The sequence below is a fragment of the Catenulispora sp. GP43 genome (assembly GCF_041260665.1).
Classification (GTDB): Bacteria; Actinomycetota; Actinomycetes; order Streptomycetales; family Catenulisporaceae; genus Catenulispora.
In genome coordinates, this window is record NZ_JBGCCT010000007.1 from 388,744 (window position 1) to 410,345 (window position 21,602).

The 21,602-nt window shown below is 71.7% G+C and carries 18 protein-coding genes; 12 read left to right on the forward strand and 6 right to left on the reverse strand.

The features are described from left to right. Positions 1-17: 17 nt before the first annotated feature. Positions 18-3,239: a BTAD domain-containing putative transcriptional regulator gene (locus ABH926_RS17560; RefSeq protein WP_370366699.1), complete on the reverse strand. Its 3,222-nt coding sequence runs from the start codon at positions 3,237-3,239 to the stop codon at positions 18-20. A gap of 503 nt (positions 3,240-3,742) precedes the next feature. Here ABH926_RS17560 and asnB point away from each other — a divergent pair. The 5 genes from asnB (at position 3,743) to ABH926_RS17585 (ending at position 9,917) form a co-directional block, all read left to right on the forward strand. Next, positions 3,743-5,587: an asparagine synthase (glutamine-hydrolyzing) gene (asnB, locus tag ABH926_RS17565; RefSeq protein WP_370366700.1), complete on the forward strand. Its 1,845-nt coding sequence runs from the start codon at positions 3,743-3,745 to the stop codon at positions 5,585-5,587. Between the two features lie 90 nt (positions 5,588-5,677). Continuing rightward, a complete protein-coding gene (locus ABH926_RS17570; protein WP_370366701.1) occupies positions 5,678-7,255 on the forward strand; it encodes a family 20 glycosylhydrolase in 1,578 nt (525 codons plus the stop codon). 53 nt (positions 7,256-7,308) lie between these two features. Next, complete coding sequence (locus ABH926_RS17575) at positions 7,309-8,322, forward strand: GNAT family N-acetyltransferase (RefSeq protein WP_370366702.1); 1,014 nt, start codon at positions 7,309-7,311, stop codon at positions 8,320-8,322. Beyond that, complete coding sequence (locus ABH926_RS17580; protein ID WP_370366703.1) at positions 8,322-9,338, forward strand: GNAT family N-acetyltransferase; 1,017 nt, start codon at positions 8,322-8,324, stop codon at positions 9,336-9,338. Before ABH926_RS17575 ends, ABH926_RS17580 begins: the two co-directional genes overlap by 1 nt. A gap of 96 nt (positions 9,339-9,434) precedes the next feature. Beyond that, positions 9,435-9,917 (forward strand): phage tail protein, encoded by a 483-nt coding sequence (locus tag ABH926_RS17585; RefSeq protein ID WP_370366704.1) that lies wholly within the window; start codon positions 9,435-9,437, stop codon positions 9,915-9,917. Positions 9,918-9,942: 25 nt separating this feature from the next. Here the strand turns inward: ABH926_RS17585 and ABH926_RS17590 are convergent, their stop codons facing one another. Together ABH926_RS17590 and ABH926_RS17595 are read right to left on the reverse strand one after the other, a co-directional pair. Beyond that, entirely contained in the window at positions 9,943-10,506 is a 564-nt protein-coding gene (locus ABH926_RS17590) for a cysteine hydrolase family protein (protein WP_370366705.1), read from the reverse strand. Positions 10,507-10,559: 53 nt separating this feature from the next. Next, the gene (locus ABH926_RS17595; RefSeq protein ID WP_370366706.1) at positions 10,560-11,000 is read right to left on the reverse strand and encodes a MarR family winged helix-turn-helix transcriptional regulator; all 441 of its coding nucleotides are present in this window, start codon (positions 10,998-11,000) and stop codon (positions 10,560-10,562) included. A 157-nt stretch (positions 11,001-11,157) separates the two neighbouring features. Here ABH926_RS17595 and ABH926_RS17600 point away from each other — a divergent pair, with 157 nt between their 5' ends. The 4 genes from ABH926_RS17600 (at position 11,158) to ABH926_RS17615 (ending at position 16,198) form a co-directional block, all read left to right on the forward strand. Next, on the forward strand, positions 11,158-12,237 hold the full coding sequence (locus ABH926_RS17600) for a dipeptidase (protein ID WP_370366707.1): 1,080 nt from the start codon (positions 11,158-11,160) through the stop codon (positions 12,235-12,237). Positions 12,238-12,278: 41 nt separating this feature from the next. Continuing rightward, positions 12,279-13,394: a M20 family metallopeptidase gene (locus ABH926_RS17605; RefSeq protein WP_370366708.1), complete on the forward strand. Its 1,116-nt coding sequence runs from the start codon at positions 12,279-12,281 to the stop codon at positions 13,392-13,394. Further along, a complete protein-coding gene (locus ABH926_RS17610) occupies positions 13,391-14,344 on the forward strand; it encodes a GNAT family N-acetyltransferase (protein ID WP_370366709.1) in 954 nt (317 codons plus the stop codon). The genes ABH926_RS17605 and ABH926_RS17610 overlap by 4 nt, the downstream gene beginning before the upstream one ends. 201 nt (positions 14,345-14,545) lie before the next feature. Next, on the forward strand, positions 14,546-16,198 hold the full coding sequence (locus ABH926_RS17615) for a PucR family transcriptional regulator (protein ID WP_370366710.1): 1,653 nt from the start codon (positions 14,546-14,548) through the stop codon (positions 16,196-16,198). On the opposite strand, the gene ABH926_RS17620 is transcribed toward ABH926_RS17615, so the two are convergent. Together ABH926_RS17620 and ABH926_RS17625 are read right to left on the reverse strand one after the other, a co-directional pair. Then, positions 16,195-16,434, reverse strand: coding sequence for a protein kinase (locus ABH926_RS17620; RefSeq protein WP_370366731.1), 240 nt, complete (start codon positions 16,432-16,434; stop codon positions 16,195-16,197). The two genes, ABH926_RS17615 and ABH926_RS17620, sit on opposite strands and share 4 nt — an antisense overlap. 129 nt (positions 16,435-16,563) lie before the next feature. After that, positions 16,564-17,814: an MFS transporter gene (locus ABH926_RS17625; protein ID WP_370366711.1), complete on the reverse strand. Its 1,251-nt coding sequence runs from the start codon at positions 17,812-17,814 to the stop codon at positions 16,564-16,566. Positions 17,815-17,875: 61 nt separating this feature from the next. On the opposite strand from ABH926_RS17625, the gene ABH926_RS17630 reads away from it, so the two are divergent. Continuing rightward, complete coding sequence (locus tag ABH926_RS17630) at positions 17,876-18,349, forward strand: MaoC family dehydratase (RefSeq protein WP_370366712.1); 474 nt, start codon at positions 17,876-17,878, stop codon at positions 18,347-18,349. A gap of 70 nt (positions 18,350-18,419) precedes the next feature. On the opposite strand, the gene ABH926_RS17635 is transcribed toward ABH926_RS17630, so the two are convergent. Then, positions 18,420-18,980 (reverse strand): TetR/AcrR family transcriptional regulator, encoded by a 561-nt coding sequence (locus ABH926_RS17635; RefSeq protein ID WP_370366713.1) that lies wholly within the window; start codon positions 18,978-18,980, stop codon positions 18,420-18,422. 38 nt (positions 18,981-19,018) lie between these two features. On the opposite strand from ABH926_RS17635, the gene ABH926_RS17640 reads away from it, so the two are divergent. Continuing rightward, positions 19,019-20,062: an epoxide hydrolase family protein gene (locus ABH926_RS17640; protein ID WP_370366714.1), complete on the forward strand. Its 1,044-nt coding sequence runs from the start codon at positions 19,019-19,021 to the stop codon at positions 20,060-20,062. Positions 20,063-20,406: 344 nt separating this feature from the next. Continuing rightward, complete coding sequence (locus tag ABH926_RS17645) at positions 20,407-21,477, forward strand: hypothetical protein (protein ID WP_370366715.1); 1,071 nt, start codon at positions 20,407-20,409, stop codon at positions 21,475-21,477. Positions 21,478-21,602 lie beyond the last annotated feature (125 nt).

Consider the following 21,602-nt stretch of genomic DNA (forward strand, 5'->3'; position numbering starts at 1 on the left):
GCCAGCCCGCCAGCCCCCTAACTCCCCAACCCCGACTCCCCGCCCCCCACCTCCGCCAGCAGCGCGGCGATCTCCCCGGCCAGATCCCTGGCCTCGCTCACCGTCATCGCCGTGGCCACCGTCGCCGCCTGCCACCAGTCGCCCACCGCGCCGGAGGTGTCGCCGCGCTCGTCGCGGATGCGGCCGCGCAGCACCAGCGCCTGGGCCGAGGCCAGGCCGTCGCCGAGGGCCCGCACCGCGTGGTCGGCGTCGTCGGCGGCCTCGGCCAGGTTGCCGGCGGCCAGTTCGGCGCGCGCCAGGGTCAGGGCCGCGCGGCCGCCGAGGATGCGGTCGCCGACTGCTTCGGCGGCCTCCAGGGCATGGCGCAGCGCCTCCACCGCCGGGCCCGGGTGGCCGTCCTCGGCCTCGGTGGCGCCCAGGCCCATCAGGGCGTGGCACTCGCCGATGCGGTCGCCGGTCTCCCGGACCGCCGCCAGGACCTGGCGGTAGGCCGCGCGGGCCCGGTCCATGTCGTTGCGGTGCCGGTACATGTCGCCCAGGCGGAGCTGCACCTGCGCGGCCACCCGGCGGACGCCGGTCTCCGCGCAGATCAGCTCCGCGCGGGTGAGCAGGTCGAAGGCCGCGCCGTCGTGGCCGCGGGCCAGGTGCACCTGCGCGATGCTGTTCAGCACGTACGCCTCCGCGACGCGGTCGCCGACTTCGCGGAACGTGGCCAGCGCGTCGGTCCACCGGTCGAGGGCGCGGTCCAGGTGGCCCTCGCGGCGGTCCAGGACCGCGACGTTGCGCAGCACCAGCGCCGCGCCGTACCGGTCGTCCAGCTCCCGGTAGATGGCCGAGGCGCGGTCGAACTGTGCCCGGGCGCCGGCGTTGTCCTGCTCGAACATGTGCAGCGAGCCCAGCGAGTAGCGCATCGCCGCCTCGCCGCGGCGGTCGCCGGCCTGGCAGACCGCCTCCAGCGCGGTCTCGTGGGTCTCGCGCCAGTCGCCGTAGTAGGACCGGGCCTCGAACAGGGCGACCGAGGACATCGCCAGGCTCCACGCCTTGTCGGCCAGCCCGCGCGCGGCGGCCTGGCGCACCGCGGCCACCAGCGACAGCCGTTCGCGCTCGAACCAGGTCAGCGGGTCCTCGATCAGCGGGTCCACGGCGTCGCGCGGCAGCGGCCAGGTCGTGGCGCCGTCGGCGGGCAGCAGATGGTCGCCGGAGTACTCCCGCTCGTGCGCCAGCTTGGCCAGGAACAGGTGCGCTCCGATCAAGCGCTCCAGCGCCTGGTGCCGCTCGGCCGGCGGGTCCTCGGCCAGCAGCCGCTCCCGGGCGAAGGGGCGCACGATGTCGTGGAACCGGTACCGCGTCGGCGCGCCGTCAGGGCCCTGCTCGATGTCGATGAGGTAGGCCTCGGTCAGCTCCTCCAGCAGGTTCTCGGCATGGAAGACGTCGGCCTCCAGCAGCGGCGCCGCGACCCAGGCCGCGAAGTCCGGGCCGCCGAACAGCGCCAGGCGCCGGAACAGCTGCCGCGCCTCGGCGGACAGCCCCGCGTAGGTGACCGAGATGCTGGCGCGCATCCCGACACCCTCGTGGTTCAGCTCGTCCAGCTGCCGTGACTCGTCGATCAGCCGGTCCACCAGCGCCCGCACGCTCCAGTGCGGCCGCGCCGCCAGCCGGGCCGCGACGATGCGCAGCGCCAGCGGCAGATGCCCGCACAGCCGGCACAGCTGCGCCACCGCCTCGGGCTCGGCCCGGATCCGCGCGGCGTCGGCGACCCTGCTCAGCAGCGCGACAGCGCTGTCGTCGCTGAACGTGCCGACCTCCAGCCGCACCGCCGCCGGCACTCCGGTCAGCCGCCGCCGGCTGGTGACGATCACCGAGCAGCCCGGCCCGCCCGGCAGCAGCGGCTGCACCTGGTGCTCGGTCATCGCGTCGTCCAGCACCACCAGGACCCGCCGGTCGCCCAGCAGGTCCCGGTACATCTCGGCGCGCTCCTCCAGGCCCTCGGCCAGCAACGGCCCGGCGACGCCGAGCGCCCGCAGGAAGCGCTCCAGCACGTCGGCCGGCGCGACCGGCTGGTCGCCGTCCCGCAGGCGCGCGTAGAGCTGGCCGTCGGGATAGGCCTCGGCCAGCCGGTGCGCGACGTGCACCGCCAGCGTGGTCTTGCCGACGCCGCCCTGGCCGTAGAGCACGGTCACCGGCAGCACCGCCGGACCGTCGTCGACGGTGCGGACCACCGGCATCTCGGACACGATGCGCGCGATCGCCTTCGCCCGGCCGGTGAAATCCGGGATGGCCGGCGGCAGCAGCCGGGGGGTCGGCGGCGGGCGGACGCCGGCCCGGCGCGCGACCGCGGGGGAGGACGCGGCGGCGGTGGCTGACGTCGAAGGCTGCGATATCCCCGGAATCGTGGGAGCCATGGGAGTCGCTGGAGTCGGTGTCGCCGATGGTGTTTCGGGCGGCGGTACGACCGCGGCGATGCCGCTCCCGGTCTCAGGCGCCGGAGTAGCCGCCGCCGTCCGCTCGTCGACCTCGCCGGTCAGGATCGCCTGATGCAGCCGCCGCAGCTCCGGACCGGGCTCGATCCCCAGCTCCTCCTTCAGTGTCCCGCGCGTCGCGCGGTACACCTCCAGAGCCTCGGCCTGCCGTCCGGCGCGGTACAGCGCGGTCATCAGCAGCAGCCGGAAGCGCTCGTTGAGCGGGTACTCGTGGCAGACCCGCACCAGCTCCCCGACCAGATCCCCCCGGGTACCGGCCTCCAGCTCGGCCTCCAGGCACACCTCCAGCACGTTCAGCCGGCGCTCGTTCAGGTGCGCGACGCTGTGCTGGACGACGTCCCCGACCACGTTGGCCAGCGCCGGCCCCCGCCACAGTGACAGGGCCCTGCGGAACTCGGCCGCGGCCTCGGCGACCCGGCCCCGGCCCAGCAGCGCGTGCCCGTCGGACGCGGCCTGCTCGAACACCCGCGCGTCCAGCACGTCCGTCCCGAGCCGGAACAGGTAGCCGGGATTGCGGGTCCGGATCCGCTCCGGGTCGCCGAGCAGCCGCCGCAGCGCCGAGACGCAGATCTGGATCTGCGCCCGCGCGGTGGCCGGCGGCCGGTCGCCCCAGACCGCGTCGACGAGCCGCTCGACCGGGATGATGGTGTCCGGCTGGAGCAGGAACATGGCCATGACCGCTTGTTCCCGCAGTCCGCCGAGTCGGATCGGCGCCCCTTCGCCGATGATCTCCAGGGGCCCCAATACGCGGAAGTCCATACCGCCACTGTCAGCATTCAAAGCAAGTCGACACTCTGTCTCTCCCAGGACCCGGTGGACCGCTGGAGCCGACCCCCTGGTGTTGCCACGTCGGACACCACTGCGCCTGATCGTGCCGACGGTGGCGCAGTGTGTCAAGAACATCAACTCTCGGATATCGCCCAGTTCGGGCTGGTCCCCGCAACCGGTTGCGGGCAGGCGAAGTGTGGTGTCGCGGAGTTCTGTGGATATGTCAGCCTTCTGCCTCGTCGAGCCGCGGCGGCCGGTTGCGGACACCGGGGCCGACTGGGCAGACAAGAAGCGAATCCGGCCACGGACGCCGGCGATGTTTAGCAAGGCGAAGTATATGGTCGGCGCGGTGGCCGCCGATATCCGCAGATGAGCGGTCCGTCCGCTTTGTCAGCGTGTTCCGGCCAAAAGTTCACCTTCTGCACAGTTCGCCGATACCGGCCAACGGGGGCACGGGTAAGGGCCCTGTGTTACCGGGAGGAAAGGAACTTCTCATGTGCGGAATCACCGGCTGGATCTCCTACGAGCGCGACCTGCGCGCCGAGGCGCACATCCTGGACGCGATGACGGCCACGATGGAGTGCCGCGGCCCCGACGACCGGGGCGCCTGGATCCAGGGCCCCGCCGGACTCGGGCACCGCCGGCTGGCCATCATCGACCTGCCCGGCGGTCGGCAGCCGATGACCGCCGAGGCCGGCGGGGAGAGTGTCGTCATCGTCTACTCCGGCGAGACGTACAACTACACCGAGCTGCGCTCGGAGCTGGCCTCGCGCGGACACCGGTTCAGCACCGAGTCCGACACCGAGGTCGTGCTGCGCGGCTACATCGAATGGGGCGCGGCCGTCGCCGAGCGGCTGAACGGCATGTACGCCTTCGCGATCTGGGACGGCCGGGACGCCAAGCTGCGCCTGATCCGCGACCGCATGGGTATCAAGCCCCTGTATTACACGCCGACGCCCGACGGGGTGCTGTTCGGCTCCGAGCCCAAGGCGATCCTGGCCAACCCGCTGTCCCGGCGCGCGGTCGGGATCGACGGGCTGCGCGAGCTGTTCGTGATGGTCAAGACCCCGGGGCACGCCTTCTGGGAGGGGATGCGCGAGGTCGAGCCGGGCACCGTGGTCACGGTCGGCCCCGAGGGCATACGCACCGAGGCCTACTGGACGCTGGAGACCCGCGAGCACACCGACGACCGGGACGCGAGCGTCGCGCATGTCAGGGATCTGCTGGAGGACATCGTGCGCCGCCAGCTCGTCGCGGACGTCCCGCGCTGCGTCCTGCTCTCCGGCGGCCTGGACTCCTCCACCCTCACCGCACTGTCGGCCCGGCAGCTGGCGGCCGACGGCCAGAAGATCCGCAGCTTCGCCGTCGACTTCGTCGGCCAGGCCAAGAACTTCGTGCCCGACCCGATACGCGCCGACCCCGACACCCCCTTCGTGCACGCGGTCGCCGAGCACTCCGGCACCGTCCACCAGGACATCGTGCTGGACGCCGAGGCCCTCACCGACCTGGACGCCCGGCGCACCGTGATCCGGGCCCGCGACATGCCCGCCGGCTTCGGCGACATGGACACCTCCTTGTATCTGCTCTTCAAGGAGATCCGCGACCACTCCACGGTCGCCCTGTCCGGCGAGTCCGCCGACGAGGTGTTCGGCGGCTACCAGGACTTCTTCAACGAGGACGCCCGTCGCGGCGGCACCTTCCCCTGGCTGGTGAAGTACATCCAGAACTTCGGCGACGACATGGTCCTGCTGCGCCCGGAGCTGCGGGAGGCCTTGGACATGCAGACCTATATCAAGGACTGCTACGACACGGCGGTGGCGGGCATCGAGCGCCTGCCCGGCGAGAGCGACTTCGAGTACCGCATGCGCCGCGTCTGCCACCTGTACCTGACCCGCTTCGTCAGGGTCCTGCTGGACCGCAAGGACCGGCTGAGCATGGCCGTCGGCCTGGAGGTGCGGGTGCCGTTCTGCGACCACCGGCTCGTGGAGTACGTGTACAACGCGCCGTGGGCGATCAAGTCCTTCGACGGCCGGGAGAAGTCGCTGCTGCGCGAGGCGGCGGCCGACGCCCTGCCCCGCGCGGTCTACGACCGGGTGAAGAGCCCGTATCCGTCCACGCAGGACCCGCGGTACGCCATCGCGCTGCGCGCCCGCGTCGCCGACCTGCTGGCGCAGCCGGGGCACCGGGTGTTCGACTTCGTCGACGCCTCGGCGGTGCGCCGGATGGTCGACGACGCCGATCCGGGCATCATGCAGGCGGCGCGGCGGGGATTGGAGCGGACGCTGGATCTGGCGCTGTGGCTGGAGATGTACCGGCCTGAGGTGGCCTTGACTGTTTGAGACGCGTTGACCCGGTACCGGTCCCGCAGTACCTTCACCCGAAGTTAACCACCTTTACTACAGTGATGCGGTGGCTTCATGAGAGTACTGATGTTCCGTCGTGCCCGGCTGGCGTTGGTGGCGGCCTCTGTCGCACTCGGTATGACCGTGGTCGGCGCCGCCGGGGCTTCGTCCCCGGCGGCGGCCGCCGCCTCGTTCCCCAACGTCGTGGTCCCGGTGCCGGTGTCGGAGACCGCGAACGGCTCGACGTTCACCCTGGCTTCGTCGGCGACGTTGACGACCGATGACGCCAATGTCGGCGGCTATCTGGCCGGGATCCTGAGGGCCTCGACCGGTTACGCGCTGCCGCTCGGCGTCGGTGCGACGACGCCTGGCACGATCGCGCTGTCCCTGTCCGGCGCGCCGGCGACGGTCGGAGCCGAGGGATATCAGCTCACGATCACCGGGGCGGCGGTTCGGGTTCAGGCGAACTCGGCCGCAGGCCTGTTCCACGGCGTGCAGACGTTCCTGCAACTGCTGCCGGGCCAGGTGATGAGCCCCACCCGCGTGACCTCGGTGGCCTGGAAGGCCACCGGCGGCACCATCGTGGACTACCCGCGCTACGGATACCGCGGCGCCATGCTGGACGTCGCGCGGCACTTCTTCACCGTTGCGCAGGTCGAGCACTACATCGACGAACTGGCGCTGTACAAGGTGAACTACCTGCATCTGCACCTGTCGGACGACCAGGGGTGGCGCATCGCGATCAACTCCTGGCCGAACCTGGCCGCGTACGGCGGCTCGACCGAGGTCGGCGGCGGCGCCGGCGGCTACTACACGCAGGCCGACTACACGACGATCGTGAACTACGCCGCGTCGCGCTACATGACGGTGGTCCCGGAGATCGACACGCCGGGCCACACGAACGCCGCGCTCGCCTCGTACGCGTCGCTGAACTGCGACGGCGTCGCGCCGCCGCTCTACACCGGGACGGACGTCGGCTTCAGCTCGCTGTGCGTCTCGCTGCCGCTCACCTACACGTTCCTGGACCAGGTCATCGGCGAGATCGCGGCCCTGACCCCGGGACCGTACATCCACATCGGCGGCGACGAGGCCAGTTCCACGACGCAGAGTGACTACGTGTCCTTCATCAACCAGGTGCAGCAGATCGTCGCCAACCACGGCAAGGCGGTCATGGGCTGGCACAACATCGCCGCCGCGACCCTGGCCCCGTCCACTGTCGCCCAGTTCTGGGACACGACGAAGTCGAACACCGCGCTGGCCGCCGCGGCTGCCAACGGCACGAAGATCATCATGTCCCCGGCGAACCACGCCTACCTGGACATGAAGTACACGAGGAAGACGCCGCTGGGCCAGAACTGGGCCGGGTATGTAGATGTCAACGCGGCCTACGGCTGGGACCCGGGGAACTACCTGAGCGGCGTCAGCTCCTCGGCGATCGCCGGTGTCGAGGCGCCGCTGTGGTCCGAGACGCTGGTCACCTCCGCGAACATCGACTACATGGCCTTCCCGCGGCTGCCGGCCCTGATGGAGCTCGGCTGGTCGCCGGAATCCACCCACAGCCAGACGGCGTTCGACGCGCGGCTGGGGGCGCAGGGTCCGCGCTGGCATGCGATGGGAGTGGACTACTACAAGTCGACGCAGGTCACGTGGCCGACCGGATCTTGACGGAGGCGTTGCTCTAGCATCAGTGGTTCGCCGTTGAGAAAGGCAGACCCCTGATGCCGGTCGAGATAGGTCCGTTCGATCCCAGCTCGGCCTCCAAGGCCGAGCTGGCCGAGTACTACGCGGTGTCGACGGCGGTCATGGCCGTCGACCGTCCCGACGTCTCGCCGCTGACGCTGGCGGAGTTCGTCGAGGCGATCAAGCAGCCCCGAACGGTGCTGGGCCCGATCCGGCGCTGGGCGGCGCGGGACGCGGGCCGCATCGTCGGGACCGTGTCGGTGACCCAGCCGGAGCACGAGAACCGGCACCTGACGATCGTGCAGGTCACCGTCCTGCCGGAACGGTGGCGCCAGGGCCTTGGCACAGCCTTGCTCCGGGGGGTGCTGCCCGACGTGCGCGCGGAGGGGCGCACCGTCGTCATGGGGTACGGCGTCAAAGCCGACGCCTCCGGCGAGGCGTGGGCCCGCAAGCTGGGCTTCGTCCGCACCCACGGTTACGTCAAGCAGACCTTGAAGCTCGCCGACGTGGACCCGGCGCTGTGGCAGTGTCCTGTCGCCGACGGGTTCCGGGTGGAGAGCTGGACCGGTGCGGCGCCGGAGGCGCTGCTCGTGGAGTATGCGCGCGCCCGCACGGCCATCACCGATGCCCCGACCGGCGAGTCCACGCTGGAGTTCGAGGACTGGACGCCGGAGCGGGTCCGCACCCACGAAGCGGACCTGCGGACCCGCGGCGTCCTCAACCGCGTCACGGTGGCCGTCCACGAGGACAGCGGCCGGGTGGCGGGCTTGACCGAGCTCGAAGTGCCCGAAGGCGGCCGCCGCCGTGCCATCCAGCAGGACACCGCCGTCATGGCGGACTTCCGCGGGCACGGCCTCGGCCTGGCCATCAAGGGCGCCACGCTGCGCTGGCTGACCACCGCCCACCCCGAGGTCGAGGAAATCCTCACCCAGACCGCCCACGACAACGCCCCGATGATCCGTGTCAACCACGCCTTGGGCTACACCTCCACGGGGACCGCGGTGGAGCTCGAGGTCGGCGTCGCCGAGCTCGCCAAGCGGCTGGAGGCCTGATGCCGGTCGAGGTTCGCCCCTTCGATCCGGTGTCCGCCCCCGAGGCCGAGCTGGTGGCGAGCTACGCGGTGATGTCCGCGGTCCAGTCGCTGGACCATCCCGAGCAGAAGCTGCCGACGCTCGAGCAGTACATCGAGCTGATCAGCGCGCCCACGTCGTTGGCCGGCCCGATGCGGCGCTGGCTGGCCCTCGAGGACAGCCGCGTCGTCGGCCACGCCTCGGCGATCTATCCGGAGCACGAGAACCGGCACATGACGATCGTGCGGATCGTCGTCACACCGGAGCGGCGACGCCGGGGCGTGGGGACGGCGCTGCTGCGGGCGATCCTGCCGGACCTCGGCGCCGACGGCCGCACGGTCGTGGCCGGACACGGCGTGAAAGCCGATGCCTCCGGCGAGCAGTGGGCCCGGGCGCTGGGCTTCGTCCGCACCCACGGGTTCATCCGCCAGATCCTGAAGGTCGCCGACGTGGATCAGGCGCTGTGGCAGCACCCTGTCGCCGACGGTTTCCGGCTGGAGCGCTGGATCGGCGCGGCGCCCGAGACGTGTCTCGCCGCCTATGCGCGGGCCCGCACCGCCATCGCCGACGCCCCGAGCGGGGAGTCCACGATGGCGCACCGGGACTGGACGCCCGAGCGCGTCCGGGTCCAGGAGGAGACCATGCGGGCCGGGAACTGGGGCAACCGTGTCGTCGTCGCCGTCCACGAGGCCTCCGGCGAGGTGGCGGCGATCACCGAGCTCAGCGTGCGCGCCGAGCAGCCGACCCGCGCCTTCCAAGGGGACACCGCCGTCGTCGCCGAGTTCCGTGGGCGCGGCCTGGGCTTGGCGGTCAAGGGCGCGATGCTGCGCTGGCTGACCGCCGACCGGCCGGAGGTGGAACACGTGCACACGCAGACGGCCCACGACAACGTGCACATGGCGCGCATCAACTTCGCGGTGGGCTTCACGACCGACGCGGCGTTGTCCGAGCTCGAAGCCGATCTGGGCGACCTGGTCAAGCGCCTGGCGGCCGAATAGGGGGAAACGCCGCAGGCCGGCTCGCCCCCGCAGCGATCGCAGTACTCTGACGCCCGGTGCCTGGTGCCCGGGCCCTGACGAGGGGGTATGCCGATCATGACTGTCCAGCCCGGCGGCGCCGCGCAGGTCCTCACGGTGTCCGTGTTCGTGCTCTCGGCGCCGGACCTCGGCGCGCCGGGCGTGTCGAAGATCGTGTTCCAGCAGCTCGTCGGGATGACCAGCGAGATCGATCCGCCGCAGAACCTGGCCACCGCACCGGGCGGCACCGCGGTGATCCACACCAAGCAGTTGGGACAGACGGTGCCGCCGATCGTCACGCTCAAGCGCGGCATGGACGGCGACAAGAGCCTGTGGCAGTGGCACCAGCTGGCGTTGAACGGCGACCCGGCCGCGCTGAAGGCGGCCGTGCTGCAGATGTACGACGCGGGCGGCTTCGCGGCCGGCAAACCGCCGCTGTCGACGTGGGAGCTGACGAACGCGTGGTGCGCGAAGATCGCCCTGGCCGGCGCGGAGGCCGGGGCCGGTGGCGCGGTCTTCGAGACGGTGGACATCGTGTGCGACAGGATCGCGCCGGCGTGAGGCCGGGCGCGGGGCCCGGCCCTGCTCAGCCCCGCGTGCTCGCCAACAGCGCCAGCAACTCCTCGGTCGTTCCGGTCTCGGCGATCCTGGGGAAGATGTTCTGAACGCTGTACGCGTGCGCCTCCGGCGTCCGGTCGGTCATCGCGTCGACCGGCAGGCTCACATTGAAGCCGTCCTCATGCGCGCTGCGCGCCGTCGACTCCACGCCGCCGCTGGTCGAGATGCCGGTCACCACCACCTGCGTGACGCCCAGCGCGCGCAGCCGCTCGGCCAGGCCGGTGCCGGCGAAGGCGCTGCGGGCGTACTTGGTGACGACCAGGTCCTCGGGCTGCCGGTCGAGTTCGGGGGCCAGCTCCGTCCAGCCCTCCGGGAACGTCCGCGGGGCGCCGGACTCGGCGTCGGTGCGTCCCGGGGGCGAGCCCGCGACGTTCACCAGGACCACCGGCAGGCTGTGCTCGCGGAAGGCGGCGGCCAGGGCGGCGCTGCGGGTGACGACGTCCTCGGTCGGGTGCGTCAGGGCCATGCCGGTGATGCCCCTCTGCAGGTCGATCACCACCAGTGCGGTGGCCGGGTCGAGCGTGGAGAACATGGGGCATTCCTTTCAAGGGCGGTGGCTGCGGATCAGGGCGGCCGTGTGGTGGATCAGGACCCGGCGAGCCGCCGAAGTAGGTCGATGCTTCCCGCGAGCTGTTCCAACTCGGCGGGGCTGAGGCTGGCGGTGATCGCCGTGGTGAGCCAGTCCTCCTTGGCCAGGCGTCCGGTGCGGAACTGCTCCCGTGCTTCGTCGGTCAGGTCCAGGATCGTCTTACGTCCGTCGTTCGGATCGGCCGAACCGGCCACCAACCCGGCCTCCAGCAGCGCGGCCACGATCGTCGCCATCGACTGCTGCCGGACGCCCTCGGCACGCGCCAGGGCGGTCGCCGTCGTCGGCCCGTCGCGCTCCAGACGGCCCAGCACAGAGGACTGTGATTTGGTCAGATCGCCGCCCTCGGACTGTGCCCGCAGCCGGCGCAGCAACTGGCCGAGCGTCACTCGCAGTTCCCGGGCGACCGCGGCGGCGCGCGCCGGATCGGCTTGTTCCATGCCGCCGACGCTGCCAGAAAGAACAGCGAACTAAACAGTTAACTGTGTAACTAGGGGACAGCGGACCCGCTGTTCGTCCGATTCGACGAACCATGCCCTCCGAATTCGTTCAACCGCACAACGACGTCGGCACCCCGCCGCAGGCACTGTGGCCACCATGGGAACAATCGAAGGCCTTGACCCGGCGACGTTGGAGCTGCACCAGCGTGTGGTGGTCGCCGACACCCACAATGACTTGCTGTGTTCGGTCGTCCTGCGGCCGGTGGCGCAGTGGCCGGACTACTTTCGCGGGCAGTGGCTCCCGCAGCTGCGGGCCGGCGGCGTGGACATCCAGGTGCTGCCGGTCTTCATCGGCGACAGTTTCCGCCCTGAGGGGGCGCTGCGCCAGACCCTGCGCATGATCGAGGCGGCGCACCGGATCGCCGAGGGCAATGCTGATGAGGTCAGCTTATGTCTGGACGGCGCCGACATCGACCGCGCGCTTGAGGCCGGAAAGATCGCCCTGGTGCTGGCGTTGGAAAGCGCGCCCGGCATCGACGCCGACATCGAACTGCTCACCACGCTGTTCCGGCTCGGCGTCCGGGTCGCGTCGCTGGCGCACTTCGGCCGTACGCCGCTGGCCGACGGTTCGGCGGAGGATGCCGCGGGCAGCCGGCTGACCGCCGCCGGGGTCGAGGCGCTGGCCGAGATGGAGCGTCTGGGCATGATGTTCGACGTCTCCCACCTCGGCGCAGCCGGCGTCGACCACGTACTCGAACTTGCTACCCGGCCGGTGATGGCCACGCACTCCTCGGCCCGGGCGCTGTGCGACCACCACCGCAACCTCACCGACGCGCGCCTGGCGGCCATCGCGGCCGGCGGGGGCGTGGTGTGCGTGAACTTCTTCCCCGGCTTCCTCGACGAGCACGAGCCTTCCGTGGCGCGGCTCGTCGACCACATCGAGCACGTCGGGAAGGTCGCCGGCACCGATCACGTCGGCATCGGCCCGGACTTCGTGGTCGAGGTGCTGCGCGATGTGACTCCCGGCGGCGTTGAGCTCGGCCCGATGGCCGGCTGCGATCCGTTCGCCACGCTGCCCGGCATGCCCGGGCCCGCCGGTCTGCCGCTGCTCACCGCCGAGCTGCTGGCACGCGGCATGGACGAGACGGTCGTCGCCGCCACACTCGGCGGCAACGTCCTGCGGCTGTTCCGGGCCGAACTCGGCGTGCCCGCCGACTGCCGCGGGGCCGCCGCATGAACACGCAGAACATTGAGAACGTTGAGAACGTTGGGCCTGTCATGGACCTGTCTTTGATGCTCGCCGACCTGGAAACCCTGGTCTGCTGCGAATCCCCGACCGCCGACCGGGCCGCGACCGCACGCTGCGCCGACCTGTTCGCGGACATGGGCTCCAGGCTGCTGGGGACGCACGCCGAGCGGCTGGAGCACGGGGGAACGGCTCAGCTGCGGTGGCGCTTCGGGCCCGGGGACCGCGTCCTGCTGCTGGGCCACCTCGACACCGTCTGGCCGCACGGCACCCTCGACCGCCTTCCCTTCGCCGTCACCGACGGGAGGATCACCGGCCCCGGCTGCTTCGACATGAAGGCCGGACTGGTGCAGATGCTGCATGCGCTCGCCGCGCTGCGCCAGAACGGACCCGACGCCCTGGACGGCGTCAGCATCCTGGTCACCACCGACGAGGAGGTCGGATCCCCGGCGGCCCGTACGCTCATCCAGGACGAGGCCCGCCGCACTCAGGCGGTGCTCGTCCTGGAAGCCAGCGCCGGTGCCGACGGGGCGCTGAAGACGGCGCGCAAGGGCGCCGGCTGCCACCGCCTGCACGTCCAAGGACGCGCCGCCCACGCCGGACTCGAACCCGAACGCGGAGCGAACGCCGCCGTCGAGCTCGCGCACCAGATCCTGGAGATCGTGAAGCTCGCGAACCCGGAGGCCGGCACGACGGTCACGCCGTCGCTGACCGCCGCCGGGGATTCGGCGAACACCGTGCCGGCCACCGCGCAGGTGGCGGTCGACGTGCGTGCCTTCAGCATTGAGGAGCAACGGCGCGTCGCCGCGGATCTGGAAGCACTCCGGCCCCGCCTGGACGGGACCTCGCTGCGCATCGAGCGTGGCCCGGAGAGCCCGCCTCTGCCCCCTGAGTCCTCCCGCGAGCTGTTCGCCCGCGCCGAGCGCGCCGCCGCCCGGCTGGGCATGCCGCCGCTGCGCGGGGTCGCCGTGGGCGGCGGCTCGGACGGCAACTGGACCGCGGCCGTCGGCACCCCCACGCTCGACGGCCTTGGCGCGGTCGGCGGCGGCGCGCACGCCGAGGACGAGCATGTCCTGGCCGAGACGATGCCCGAGCGCGCGGCGCTGCTGGCCGAGCTGGTGGCGGACCTGCTGGGAGCGCGTCCGTGAGCACAGCGCAGAACGCACACACCCAGGCGCGGAAGGCGGCGGAGGCCACGGCGGTCACCATCAGAGAGCTGACCGAGCCGAAGGAGCACGACGCCGCCACCGACGTGATCAACCGGATCTGGAGCCTGGAGCCCGGCCAGTCGCTGATGCCCAGCGGCCTGATGCGGGTGATGGCCTACGAAGGCTGCTACGTGGCCGGGGTGTTCGACGACGAGGACGGCGGCCGGATGATCGGCGCCGCCACCGGGTTTCTGGCCTCCGACGGGGACGCCGGCGGCATCCACCTGCACTCGCACATCGCCGGCGTGCTGCCGGAGGCCGACGGCCGGCGCGCGGGCTTCGCGCTCAAGCTCCACCAGCGCGCGTGGGCCCTGAGCCACAGCATCGGCCGCATCACCTGGACCTTCGACCCGCTGGTGCGCGGCAACGCCTACTTCAACATGGCGAAGCTCGGCGCGCAGGCCGCCGGCTATCTGGTCGACTTCTACGGCGAGAACATGCGCGACGGGGTCAACGCCGGGCAGGGCAGCGACAGACTGCTGATGAACTGGGTCCTCGACGCACCGCGCGTCGTCGCGGCGGCGAGCGGGCAGCGCGTCGCCGAACCGGAGCTGGAGCGGCTGCTCGACGCCGGCCGGGCCGTGCTTTCCGACACTGACGTCGCCCATGGCACTGTGGCCGACACCGTGGCAATTAGTACTACTGCAAGTGCTACCTCTAGTACGACCTCGGCCCCGAACGGCCCCGGCCCGCTGCTGTGCGCGACCCCGGCAGCCATCCATACCCTGCGCCGCGAGGCGCCCGAGCAGGCCCGGGCCTGGCGGTCCGCCGTGCGCGGCGCGCTCACCGAGGCGATCGCCGACGGCTACCACATCACCGGGTTCACCCGCTCCGGCTGGTACCTGCTCGATTTCCACGAACCAGATCAGCAAGGAGAGAGAGACCTGTGAAGATCTCCGGCGTCGAACTGCGGCGCCTGACCATGCCGCCAAAATCGTGACGAACCTGCGCAAGGAGTACACACGGTCGCTGCTCGCGGCGGTGCCGAGCCTGAACTCGGGGCGGGAAGCGGGGCAGGAGCCGGCTCGGCGACCGGACCGACCGGTCGTAGATCATTCCCCTCCGGCCGATGCGCACCTAGTGTGATCTCCGTGTCCCCACGTCCTGATGCCACCTCGCGCGCCGCACTCGGCCGGGTCCTGGACCACCTCGGCACCACCCTGCTGGATCTGGCCGCCGGTGATCCGGGGTGCGCGCCGGACGTCGGCGGCGTCGTCATCCACGATCCGCTCGACGAGCCCGCGCTGCCGCCCGGCGCGCTGGTCCTGGGCGTCGGCGTGCGCGGCGCGGCCGAGACCTGTGAGCTGCTGAAGCGGATCGCCGCCGACGGCGGGGCCGGGCTGATCGTGCGCGCCCCGGCCGAGGTGGACGACCAGGTCCGGCGGACCGTCTCCGAGACCGGGACGGTGCTGCTGGGCCTGGTCCGGGGCGCGTCCTGGACCCAGCTGACCTCGCTGCTGCGCACCCTGCTGGCCGAGGGCGACGTGGTCCCCACCGAGGCCGAGACGATCGGCGGCGTCCCGGCCGGCGACCTGTTCGCGCTGGCCAACGCCATCAGCGCGCTGCTGGACGCGCCGATCACCATCGAGGACCGCAGCTCGCGCGTCCTGGCCTTCTCCGGCCGCCAGGACGAGGCGGACCAGTCGCGGGTGCAGACCATCCTGGGCCGCCAGGTCCCCGCCGACTACACCCGGCTGCTGGAGCAGCGGGGCTACTTCCGCGAGCTCTACCGGCACGAGCGCCCGGTCCTGATCCGGGCCGAGGCCTTCGGCCTGCCGACGGTGACCAGGGCCCGCCAGGCGATCGCGGTCCGCGCCGGGGACGAGATCCTCGGCTCGATCTGGGCGGCCGTCGCCGAACCCCTGCCGCCGGCCCGCGAGCAGGCGTTCGTCGAGGCGGCCAAACTCGTCGCCCTGCACCTGCTGCGCGTCCGGGCCGGCGCCGACGTGGAGCGCCGCCTGCGCGCCGAACTCGTCTCGATCCTGCTGGAAGGCGGCCCGGCGGCGGCGGACGCGGCGACCCGCCTCGGCCTGGCCGGCCGGGCCTGCGTGGTCGCCGCAGTGGCCGCGGCCGCCGCGGCCGCCGGCCCGGAGGGCTCCCCGGCCGAGGGCGCCCGCGAGCTGGCCCGCTTCGAGACCGCGCGCCAGCAGGCCCTGGACACCCTGGCCGTGCATCTGTCGGCGGTGCACCACGGCTCGGTCGCGGCGCTGCTGGGCGGTGTCGTCTACGCGGTCCTGCCGGTCGACACCTCCGACGAGCAGGCCGCCGAGCGGCGCGTCACGACCGTCCTGAAGGAGTACCTGGAGCGCACCGGCGCCACCGACCTGGTCGGCATCGGCCGCATCGCCCCCGACCTGCACGCGGTGCCCCGGTCGCGGCAGGACGCGGACCGCGTCCTGCGGGTGCTGCGGCGCCGGCGCTCGCGACGCACAATAGCGAGCCTGTCGGAGGTGTACGCCGAGGCGCTGCTGATCGACGTCGCCGCTGCTGACGGCCACAGCCCCTCGGGACCGGTCGCCGGGCTCGCGGAGTACGACCGGGAGCACAACAGCAGCCTGGTGGAGACGCTCGCGGCGTGGCTGGACGCGTTCGGGGACATCAACGCCGCGGCCGAGGCCGTCCACATCCACCCGAACACGTTCCGGTACCGGCTGCACCGGATCGCGGAGATCGGGGATGTGGACCTCGGCGACACCGAGTCGCGGTTCGCGTTGATGCTTCAGCTGAGGTTGTTGGGGACTTAGGCCTCCAGCAGTTCCATGACGATGAACAGCCGGTTGTCATGCTGGCCGATGTCGTGCACGACCGTGATCCCGGGGTGCTGGAACTGCGCCCCGATCGCCGCCTCCCGCTGGAACCGCGCCAGCACCTCGTCGGCCTCGTGGAACTCCAACACCTTCAGCGCGACCGGGCGGCTCAGGAGCACGTCGTGGCCGCGCCAGACCTCGCCCATGCCGCCACGCCCGAGCCGGTCCTCCAGCTGGTATCACCCGGCGATACGTTCCCCGGCCCGCATGGCACCCCCACAGCGCGTCAGAAACGGCTTTCACAGTGTATTGCGAACTGTGTTCCGGGACGGTCGAGTCGAGGATTCGAGTGTTGCGTGTTTTCACCGTTTAGCAGTCGGTTCGGCGAGGACGGGGGCGTCGGCGTTCGAGTGCTCCAGCCGCATCGCGCGCACCTCGCGCGACGCGAGCGGCACGGTCGCCGAGGCCAGGGTCAAAGCCGCCGCCGCGCACAGGACCGGGCTCACGCCGAACGCGTCGGCCAGCGGCCCGGCCGCGGCGTAGCCGAGGGGGATCGGGAGCAGTTGGACGAGGCCGTTCACCGCGCTCATGCGGGCCAGCAACTCGTCCGGGATCGCCTGTTGGCGGTAGGTCGACCAGGCGAGGATGCTCATGTCGGTGCCGATGCCCGCGGTCACCGTGCCCAGCACGATGACCCAGGTCGGGGCCGATGCGGCCATCGCGACGAGCGGCACGGCCATGCACGCCGATCCGGCCGCCATCACCGCCCCGACGCGCACGGGACGCCAGACGAGTGCGCCGAGCGAGCCGGCCAGCAGCCCGACGGCGAAACCCGCCGAGATCTCGCCCCAGGCGACCGCGCCGCCGTGGGAGCGCAGTGCGTACACCGGGCCCAGCAGCTGGAATCCGACCAGCCAGCCGAGCACCCCCACCGCGCTCTGGGCCACCACGATGCGCAGCCAGGGCCGCGCCCAGAACGCGCGCACGCCCTCGGCCAGGCCCGCGGTGAACCTCTGGCCCCGGGCCGTGACCTCCTCGTCGGGCAGCCCCGTCATGATCAGCGCCGCGCCGAAGAACGTCGCCGCGTCCCACGCGATCGCCCACCCCGGCCCGACCGTCGCGACCACGACGCCCGCGATCGCCGGCCCGGCGACCTTGAACACGTTGAACGCCATACGCAGCAAGGCGTTCGCGTCGCGCCGCATGTGCGCCGGGACGAGCCGGCTGACCGTCCCCTGCGCGGCCGGCGTGATGAAGGCGTTGGCCGTCCCGCCGAGGAACGCCAGGCCCACCAGCTCGAAGACGCGCGCGTTCCCGGACAGCACGACGGCCGCGACCGTGCCCTGGACGCAGCCCGCGGCGGCGTTGGCGAAGATCAGGACCCTGCCGCGGGGCACCCGGTCGGCCAGCGCGCCGCCGAAGAGCAGGAACAGCACCTGCGCGCCGACGTTCGCCATCAACACGAAGCTCAGGTCGGCCGCCGACCCGCCGAGGTGCAGCACGGCGAACGCCAACGCCACCGGCGACATCGCGGTGCCGGTGACGGACAGTACGCGGCCGCACCAGAACCGGCGATATGCGGGTACTGACAGCGGAGCCAGGCGGGTTCTCACAGGCACATCATTAAAGCAGGCCGGAGATGAACTTGACGTCGGACTCAAGTACGCTCGCCTCATGACTGACACCACCGACCTGCCCGTGCGCCCGAGCTCGTACGAGGACCTGCAGGACCTGATCGGCAAGGAGATCGGGCCGACCGACTGGTACACCGTCTCCCAGGAGCGCATCGACGCGTTCGCCGCCGTGACCGGTGACGACCAGTGGATCCACGTGGACCCGGAGCGGGCCGCGGCCAGCCCGTTGGGCACGACCATCGCGCACGGGCTGCTCTCCCTGGCCCTGGGCCCGGCGTTCTCCTACCGCCTGCTGTCCTTCGAAGGGTTCGCGCACGGCCTCAACTACGGCTACGACAAGGTCCGCTTCCCGGCGCCGCTGCCGTCCGGATCGCGGGTCCGGATGCGGCTGACGCTTCAGGGCGCCGACCGCGTCCCCGGCGGGATCCAGGTGCGCAGCCTTCAGGTCGTCGAGGCGGAGGGCATCGAGAAGCCGGTCGTGGTGGCCGAGGCTTTGGCGCGGATCGTCGAGTAGGGGCGGATCAGGGTTCGGATCCGTAGATCGGTCGCCGGTTGGTTACCGATCAGCCACCACTCAGCACCGCTCACCCGTCGGCGAGCCGCTGGATCGTCCGGCCCAGCCACACCCGCAGCGCGTCCGCGTCGCCGAGCTCGGAGCGCAGCACCCGCCGTCGCGTCGACACGCCGAGCACGAACGCGTCGATCGCGGCGGCCCGCTCCCGTGCCTGGTCGTCGTCCAGCCCGCTGTCGCGCAGGTAGCGCCGCAGCGGCTCCAGCGAGTTCGCGTCCAGGAAGGCGGCCAGCGCCTCGGCCGCCTCCGGGCGCTCGCCCGACGCCCGTTGCAGCACCAGCAGCGGATCCTCCCCGGGCGCGCCGAACCACCGCTGCACGATGCTCGCCGCCAGCCGTGCGCCCAGCGTGGAGCGGTCGCCGTCGAAGGAGTCCGACACCGGGATCGTCACCCGGGCCGCCGCCAGGAACAGCCCGTCCTTGCCACCGAAGTAGCGGGTGATCAGGTTCGGCGACACGCCGGCCGCGTCGGCCACGCCCTTGACCGTGACCGCGGCGTACCCGTGCCGGGCGAACTGGCCCCGGGCCTGCTCCAGGATCCGCTGCTTGGTGGCGGCCGCGTCGCGCGAAGTCATGTGTACGAGCATACACACCGGTGTGTATGCTCGTACACATGACGGACGACCTGTACACCCGCATCCGGGCGGCCCGGCGCGTCGCCGCCCCCTGGAGCGACGACCCGGCCCGCGGCATCACCGCCGACCGCCTGGACGCGTTGCTGGACCGCTGGGCGGACGGCTACGACTGGCGCGAACACGAGCAGCGCATCGGCGAGTACCCCTGGCAGGCCGTCGCCGTCGGCGACACCGAGCTCCGGGTGATCCACCAGCGCGCGGCGGATCCCGACGCCCCGGTCGTGGTGCTGCTGCACGGCTGGCCGGACTCGGTCCTGCGCTTCGAACGCGTCCTGCCGCTGCTGACCGATCTGCACGTGGTCGTCCCCGCACTCCCGGGCTTCCCCTTCGCGCCGCCGCTCACCACGCCCGGCATGTCCGTCAACCGCGTCGCGGCGGTCGTCGCCGCCGCGCTCGCCGAGCTCGGCTATGTGCGCTACACGCTGTCCGGAGGCGATGTCGGCGGCACTGTCGCGGAGATCATCGCGTCCGACCACCCGGACCGCGTGGCCGCGCTGCACCTGACGAACGTCGCCCCCCAGCGCGCGCTGACCGCCGGCCCCGCCACGCTGACCCCCGAGGCGGCGGCCTACCTGGCCCGCACCGGGCAGTGGTTCCGCACCGAGGGCGGCTACATCGCCGAGCAGTCGACGCGCCCCAACACCCTCGCCGTCGCGCTCGGCGACTCCCCGGCGGGCCTGGCGGCGTGGATCGTCGAGAAGCTGGAGTCGTGGTCCGACGCCGGCGCCTTCACCACGGACGACCTCCTGACCTGGGTCAGCGCCTACTGGTTCACCGGCACCATCGGCACCTCGTTCGCCACCTACGCCGAGCCGGCCGCGATGCCCGGCCGGCTCGACACCCCGACCGTGCTCTCGGTGTTCCCGCGCGACACCAAGCCGGAGCCGCGAAGCTACGCCGAGGCCTTCCTGAACGTCTGCGAGTACGTGGAACACGATGCCGGCGGCCACTTCGCGGCATGGGAGAACCCTGATGCCTATATCAGTGACTTGCGACGCGCGGTCGAGCTCGGCCGCCGATGAAGTACGAGCCCTGTTTTCCGTGACACTGAGGTGAATGCGTACGCAGACTTCATTCATCTGAGCTGATGTAGCGTCCCCCGCATGAACCAGGTCATATTGCGTCCGTCCACGCATCATCGCGCGCGGCATCATCGCCGACGTCCAGGTCTCGTTCATGACGCGCGGCGGCTACTACGTCCCTCGCCTGATCATGGCCGACGGCCGCTCCCGCATCCTCGCCCCGCTCACCGTGCGCACCCAGGACAGCAGCTTGCTGGCGGAACCAGTGGTGTGAGTGCAGGGATACTCTGGCTTCACGCCAGTTTCCGTACACGACCGGACACACAACGCGATACCGTCTGGCGGTGCCGATATCCGAGTCCCCGCATCGCACGAAGATCTTCGTCGCCTCCGTCGCCGTCCTCGTGGCGATCGCCGCCGCCGCGGTGGTCGTGGCGTATCAGGGCCGGCCGACGGCGCGCGCGGGTGTGAAGGGCACTGTGGTCCTGGACCAGCCGGCCAGCCTGAACACCGGCTCGGGGTACTTGCTGTACAAGACGACGGTCGCGGGTCCCGACTTCGGCACGCTCGCCGAACGCCGTCTCTCCGCCGATCCCGCCGATCCCGCCGGTTCGACCGATTCCACGACCGTCCTGGGTACCCCCACGTTGTCCAACATCCAGTGCGACCGGTCCTACACGGCGTCCGGAATCCTGTTGTGTCTGCGGGCGGACGACAATCTGGTGCGCGTCGCCTCGGTCGAGGTCTACGACAAGGACTTCAAGCTGATCAAGAAGGTCCAGGCCGCCGGCATCCCGAACCGTGCGCGGCTGTCCGCCGACGGCCGCATGGCCGCGTGGACGACGTTCGTGGCCGGCGACGCCTACAACGGCCCGGCGTTCTCCACCCGGACGTCCATGCTGGACCTGAAGACCGGGACGCTGACCGACTCGCTGGAGACCTTCGCCATCACCTTGCAGGGCAAGCCCTATCACGCGGTCGACGAGAACCTGTGGGGCGTGACCTTCGCCGCCGACGACAACACCTTCTACGCCACCCTCGGCACCGGCGGCCGCACCTGGCTGGTCCGCGGCGACGTCGCCGCCCGCACCCTGACGACGCTGATCGACAACGTCGAATGCCCGTCGCTGTCCCCGGACGGCACGCGGATCGTGTTCAAGAAGCGGGTGTCCAGCGACGCGTGGAAGATGTGGCACCTGGAGGTGCTGAACCTGGCGACCCTGGCCGAGACGCCGCTGGCCGAGCAGCGCAGCGTCGACGACCAGGCGGCCTGGCTCGACGACCACACGGTGATGTACGCGGTCCCGCAGTCCGGGGGTACCGGCTACGACGTCTGGTCGGCGCCGGCGGACGGCTCGGGGAAGCCGACGCTGCTGGCGCCGAACGCGTTCTCGCCGTCGGTCACGTCGGGGTGACGCCGGCGCGGCCCCCCCCCCCCCCGGGGGCGCCCCCCCCCCCCCCGCGCCGCGTTTAACACGAGTGGGTAGGAGCCCCCCCCGTTTGTTTGGCCCGGGGTAACCCAGGCCCCCGGACCCGGGCG

Excerpts from the sequence above, each read along its gene's own strand:
- ABH926_RS17560 (WP_370366699.1), bottom strand. The coding sequence starts at position 3,239 with ATGGACTTCCGCGTATTGGGGCCCCTGGAGATCATCGGCGAAGGGGCG.
- asnB (WP_370366700.1), top strand. The coding sequence starts at position 3,743 with ATGTGCGGAATCACCGGCTGGATCTCCTACGAGCGCGACCTGCGCGCC.
- ABH926_RS17570 (WP_370366701.1), top strand. The coding sequence starts at position 5,678 with ATGTTCCGTCGTGCCCGGCTGGCGTTGGTGGCGGCCTCTGTCGCACTC.
- ABH926_RS17575 (WP_370366702.1), top strand. The coding sequence starts at position 7,309 with ATGCCGGTCGAGATAGGTCCGTTCGATCCCAGCTCGGCCTCCAAGGCC.
- ABH926_RS17580 (WP_370366703.1), top strand. The coding sequence starts at position 8,322 with ATGCCGGTCGAGGTTCGCCCCTTCGATCCGGTGTCCGCCCCCGAGGCC.
- ABH926_RS17585 (WP_370366704.1), top strand. The coding sequence starts at position 9,435 with ATGACTGTCCAGCCCGGCGGCGCCGCGCAGGTCCTCACGGTGTCCGTG.
- ABH926_RS17590 (WP_370366705.1), bottom strand. The coding sequence starts at position 10,506 with ATGTTCTCCACGCTCGACCCGGCCACCGCACTGGTGGTGATCGACCTG.
- ABH926_RS17595 (WP_370366706.1), bottom strand. The coding sequence starts at position 11,000 with ATGGAACAAGCCGATCCGGCGCGCGCCGCCGCGGTCGCCCGGGAACTG.
- ABH926_RS17600 (WP_370366707.1), top strand. The coding sequence starts at position 11,158 with ATGGGAACAATCGAAGGCCTTGACCCGGCGACGTTGGAGCTGCACCAG.
- ABH926_RS17605 (WP_370366708.1), top strand. The coding sequence starts at position 12,279 with ATGGACCTGTCTTTGATGCTCGCCGACCTGGAAACCCTGGTCTGCTGC.
- ABH926_RS17630 (WP_370366712.1), top strand. The coding sequence starts at position 17,876 with ATGACTGACACCACCGACCTGCCCGTGCGCCCGAGCTCGTACGAGGAC.
- ABH926_RS17635 (WP_370366713.1), bottom strand. The coding sequence starts at position 18,980 with ATGACTTCGCGCGACGCGGCCGCCACCAAGCAGCGGATCCTGGAGCAG.
- ABH926_RS17640 (WP_370366714.1), top strand. The coding sequence starts at position 19,019 with ATGACGGACGACCTGTACACCCGCATCCGGGCGGCCCGGCGCGTCGCC.